This window comes from Bilophila sp. (assembly GCF_057864385.1).
This window is the reverse complement of the sequence record NZ_DBMAFI010000116.1, coordinates 1-4976: the sequence shown is the minus strand read 5'-3', so window position 1 is coordinate 4976 and position 4976 is coordinate 1. Positions and strand designations below refer to the sequence as shown.

The 4976-nt window shown below is 56.9% G+C and carries 6 protein-coding genes; 1 reads left to right on the top strand and 5 read right to left on the bottom strand.

The genetic code is table 11. The annotated features are described in order from the left end of the window. Positions 1–372: 372 nt before the first annotated feature. The 5 genes from rimM to ACZM8Y_RS17630 form a co-directional block, all read right to left on the bottom strand. Positions 373–897: a ribosome maturation factor RimM gene (rimM, locus tag ACZM8Y_RS17650; RefSeq protein ID WP_302554125.1), complete on the bottom strand. Its 525-nt coding sequence runs from the start codon at positions 895–897 to the stop codon at positions 373–375. 21 nt (positions 898–918) lie between these two features. Further along, positions 919–1149 (bottom strand): KH domain-containing protein, encoded by a 231-nt coding sequence (locus ACZM8Y_RS17645; protein ID WP_005026147.1) that lies wholly within the window; start codon positions 1147–1149, stop codon positions 919–921. A 242-nt stretch (positions 1150–1391) separates the two neighbouring features. After that, a complete protein-coding gene (rpsP, locus tag ACZM8Y_RS17640) occupies positions 1392–1643 on the bottom strand; it encodes a 30S ribosomal protein S16 (protein WP_302554124.1) in 252 nt (83 codons plus the stop codon). Between the two features lie 152 nt (positions 1644–1795). Continuing rightward, positions 1796–3334: a signal recognition particle protein gene (ffh, locus tag ACZM8Y_RS17635; protein ID WP_479859927.1), complete on the bottom strand. Its 1539-nt coding sequence runs from the start codon at positions 3332–3334 to the stop codon at positions 1796–1798. A gap of 70 nt (positions 3335–3404) precedes the next feature. After that, on the bottom strand, positions 3405–3725 hold the full coding sequence (locus ACZM8Y_RS17630; protein ID WP_482334302.1) for a winged helix-turn-helix transcriptional regulator: 321 nt from the start codon (positions 3723–3725) through the stop codon (positions 3405–3407). A gap of 193 nt (positions 3726–3918) precedes the next feature. Here ACZM8Y_RS17630 and ACZM8Y_RS17625 point away from each other — a divergent pair, with 193 nt between their 5' ends. Continuing rightward, positions 3919–4437, top strand: coding sequence for a nitroreductase family protein (locus ACZM8Y_RS17625; protein WP_482334306.1), 519 nt, complete (start codon positions 3919–3921; stop codon positions 4435–4437). The last annotated feature ends 539 nt before the right edge of the window (positions 4438–4976 follow it).

The window sequence follows — 4976 nt, the reverse complement described above, 5'->3', positions numbered from 1 at the left end:
TCCAGTCTTGAAGAATTGTTGCGAGACCTCCAGATAATCTCCAAAGAGCTCTTCCTTTCCAGTTGGAATCTTGTATCAACCACAAACTTAAACACAGCCTTTCCATTTATGGTACGATGGGCTTGAACAACTTCATCGTACCGAAAAGGTGTTTTTTGTGTAACTGTTGTCTCCACCCGCATAGCGGCTGCTTTCTTATTTCGGACACTTCGCGTCCTCAACGGGCTGAATCCATACAAAAAGGCCGCCCTTCCGGACGGCCTTTTCATGCATTCACTTTTCTGACGCCACTTCGCCTTTTCTGAAAGGCCCCTTCCCAGAGAATCCCCTGACAGCAAAAGCGGGAACGTGCGGAACCGCCTGAAAGACACATCACATATAGAGTTCGAGCAATCCTTCGGGCGGGGTAATGCGGATAACCTCAGTATCGAGATCGATGTCCGCGACAAATTCGGGTACGGCGGGAAGCAGAATTTCCTTGCCTTCCGGCGTGAGGATGGCCCAAATTTCCTGTTCGCCGTGGAAAAGGACGTGATCCAGCACGCCAAGCTTTTGCCCCGTTGCGTCAAGCACCACGGAAAGGCCGAGCATATCGTGCAGATAGACCTCATCCTCATCAAGCTCCGGCAAGGCGGATTCCGGGATAAGGAGCGTCTGGCCGCGCAGAAATTCGGCGGCCGTGCGATCGGGGGCCTCGACGAACCGGATCAGCGGCATCCCCTGATGCATGCGGACGGTATCGATCTCCATCTTTCTGGGAGGCTTGTTCCCGGCCTGAAGATACACCACGTCCCCGCGCAGAAGCTCCAGCGAATCGGCATAGTAATTGACGCGGATTTCCCCACGGATGCCGTGGGGACGGGCGAGCGTGCCTATTTCGACCAGATCGGCCGGGATGTTGCGCTGTTCCGCCACGGACTACTCCACGATTTCCAGCATGACGCGGCGGTGGGCCTTGGAAGAGGCCGCGCCGAGCAGGGTACGGAGCGCACGGGCGGTTCGGCCCTGCTTGCCGATCACTTTGCCGAGATCTTCTTTGGCAACGCGCAGTTCAAGGACGGCCCCCTGCTCCCCTTCCACCTCGACGACCTGCACGTCTTCGGGCTTGTCCACAAGCCCTTTGGCGACAAATTCCACAAAATCTTTCATAGCGTACCTGCCCTGTTCGGTGAGGGAAAACATCTCTCAGCGGCAGAGTTTTTTGGGAAAACGGTATTCACCAAACATGCCGCCGGAATTGTGACGCGGAGCCTCTCCGCCCGGCAGCACATGCGGGCAAAGAGAAGATGGGGCTTCCCGCCCTTTTCACATCAACGGAGAAAAACAAACGACCCGATCCGACCCGCAGAGGCCGACCGGGTCGCTGAAAAGCCGGACAACCGAAAGGCGGACTAGGCGTCGGCCTTCTTCGCGTACTGCTTCATGAGCGAGCGCACGGTGTCGCTCATCTCGGCGCCGAGATCCATCCACTTCTGCACCTTGTCGGTGTCGATCTTGATGTCGGCGGGGCTGACCTGCGGATTGTAGTAGCCGAGGAACTCCAGCGGACGGCCGTCACGGCGGCTGGCGCTGTTGGCGGCCACGATGCGGAAGAAGGAACGCTTCTTGTTGCCCATGCGGGTAAGTCTCAGTTTAACGGACATTGGAACTCTCCTATTGGTATCGTATAAAGTTGTTGCTCAAGGACAAGGGAAAATGCCTTGCGACCTGTACGACTGGGCCGGAAACTCGCCACCAGCCTTTCGGCCGGGGAATAACCGACCGGGTGCCGACGCGGCCCGCAAACGGAAAAGGCTCAACGCTTTTTCTTGCGCTTCTGCCTTTCCGCCTTTTTCTTTTTCGTGGCGGACTTACCGCTGCCCGGAGCTCCGGGCAAGCCGGGCATCCCGCCCATACCGGGGAGTCCGCCCATGCCGGGCAAACCACCCATCCCGGAAAGGCCGCCCATACCGGGGAGCCCTCCCATGCCGGGCAAACCGCCCATTCCCCCCATCCCCTTGGGCAACGGAGGCATCTTCGGCCTGCCGCCCTTGGCTTTGGGGTTCATCACCTGCTGCATCATCTGACGCATCTGGGTGAACTGGCGCAAAACCTGATTGACCTGTGCCACGGTCGTGCCGGAACCGGCGGCGATGCGCTGCCGACGGCTGCCGTTGATAAGATCCGGATTCCGGCGCTCTTTCATGGTCATGGAATTGATGATGGCTTCAGTGCGTGCCATTTCCTGTTCCGGGACCTTCAGATCGCCGAGCTTGGCGGTCAGGCCGCCAAGTCCGGGGATAAGTTTGAGAATGCTTTCCAGAGACCCAATCTTCTTCATGCGGCGCATCTGGGTGCGGAAATCCTCAAAATCGAACGTGGCCTTTTGCAGCTTCTTGGCCATGGCTTCGGCTTCTTCCGCCTCGAAAGAGCTCTGCGCCTTTTCGATGAGCGTGAGCATGTCGCCCATGCCAAGGATACGCCCCGCCACGCGTTCGGGATGGAACACCTCAAGATCGGAAAGCTTTTCACCGACGCCGACGTATTTGACCGAAGCGCCCGTCACCGACTTGATGGACAGGGCCGCGCCGCCGCGGGCATCGCCGTCCATTTTGGTCAGAACCACGCCGGTCAGGGCCAAATCCTTGTTGAAGGCTTCGGCCACGGTCACGGCATCCTGACCGGTCATGGCGTCGGCCACAAACAAAATTTCCTGCGGCTGTACGGCGGACTTGATGTCCACCAGTTCCTGCATGAGCGGGGCGTCGATGTGCAGGCGGCCCGCCGTGTCGAGGATGACCACGGTGCACTGCTTCTCTTTGGCGTCTTCGAGCGCGGCGCGGACAATGTCCACGGGCTTCATGTCCGACGAAGAAGCGAAGCAGGGGATGTCGAGCTGCCGGGCAAGCGTGCGGAGCTGATCGATGGCGGCGGGACGGTAGACGTCCACGGGAACGAGGTAAGGCCGCATTTTCTGCTTGCGCAGCAGGTTGGCGAGCTTGCCCGCCGATGTGGTCTTACCGGAACCCTGAAGGCCCACCATCATGATGACGCCGGGCTGCGCGCCGCGCAGGTTCAGTTCGGTGGTTTCGCCGCCGAGCAGGGTAACGAGTTCGTCATGCACAGCCTTGACGAGCTGCTGCGTGGGGGTCAGGCTTTTTTCGACTTCCTGACCGAGCACGCGCTCGCGCACACGCTCCACGAACTCCTTGACGACCTTGAAGTTGACGTCGGCTTCCAACAGGGCGAGACGCACCTCACGCAGGCCATCGCGGATATTTTCCTCGGTGAGCTGCGCCCGGCCGCTCAGGGAGCGGAACGCGCTGGACAACCTGTCAGACAAACTTTCGAACATGAACTTCTCCGTGATGCAGGGACTTCACAATTTGCAAGCCCCAGAGCGTTACCCATCTTTATCCCAAAAGTCAAGCTTCCGGCAAAGATTCCGCCGCGCCGGGCAAATCCTTTCCATCCCCGGAGGGCGGCGGTGCGGCAAGCGTGATGCCCTTCTCCAAGGCGTATTTTCCCGACCATGCGCACAAGCCCCGCAACACTGGGGCAAGCTCCATCCCCCTCTCCGTCAGCGAATATTCCACATGGGGCGGGATGACCGGATAAACCGTCCGGGTAAGCAGCCCGGCCGCCTCCAGTTCGCGGAGCTGGAGGGTCAGCATCTTCTGGGTGACGTCCCCCAACTTGCGCTTGAGTTCACTGAACCGCTTGGCCCCGCCCAACAGTTGCCACAAAAGGACGAGCTTTCATTTGCCGCCCACCAGTTCCATCGCCAGCTCCAGCGAGCAGTCATAGTGCGGTTTGATCTGCTTCATGCCACAGGCCGCCCCTTCAGTATCTTTTTAGTGACTATAGGATAAAAATGTGCGTACTTGCAATAAGGAATCATACCCCTATAGTACAGGCAAACGACTTTGGAGGTTTACCATGAATGATTTCCTTTCCCTTGCCCAGAAAAGATACGCCGTCCGCTCCTATCTCCCCAAGCCCGTTGAGGCGGAAAAGCTTGAGCGCATCCTTGAGGCGGGGCGCGCAGCCCCCACGGCAAAAAACAACCAGCCGCACAAGTTTCTCGTCATACAGCAAGCCGAAGGGTTGGAGAAGCTCTCCAAATGCACCAACGTGCAAGGCTACCCTCTGGCGATCATCGTCTGCGGCGTCCCTTCCGAAGCGTGGGTACGCCCCTACGACGGCAAGGGCATGGTCGACACCGACACCGCAATCGTGGCGACGCATATGCTTCTGGAGGCTGCCGATCTGGGTTTGGGAAGCTGCTGGATGACCCGTTTCGATCCCTCGGTTATCCGCGAGCTTTTCCGCATCCCCGAAGGCATCGAGCCTGAGCACATCCTCTCCATCGGCTACGCGGCGGAAAATGCGCACCCGTCCGAGCGGCACACGAGCCGCAAGCCGCTGGCGGATCTTGTTGTCGAAGAATCTTTTTAGAGGGAATTGGAGGGGGAGGGGCCCCTTTCTGGAGAAAGGGGCCCCTCCCCCCCAAAGACTTTTATCCGGGTCAATGACAAAACGGGAAGCGCGTCATTCCGTTTCGGAGGCGTCCGTCTCCCGGTTGTACACAAAAAAAGACGAGGGGATCTCGTCTTTCTCATTACAGGCAAATACCATGAAAAAATTCGGCCCTGACATAGTATGTGGTTGTTTCATCTCCAGAGCACGGTGAGAAAATACAGCCTTTTTCTCCAGTTTTGCCCTTGTTGGAATCCATAACTAAGGAATTTTGCAGGTTATTCCTTTGGAACCCCAAGGGAAAAAGCATCAACCATTTTCTACGCTGTGTCGCCATGTTATATAATCATTTGAAATTATTTAAAATAATATTTTGTAGTCTAAAAAAACAGTCAAATAGTCTCAATAGATTATATCTAATTGACAACACAACCTAGGACACAACCCAAAATTGAACAGGAAAAGGCTATGTTATAACCTTTTCTTTTTTATTTCTTCAAATTCAAAGAATAGAATAT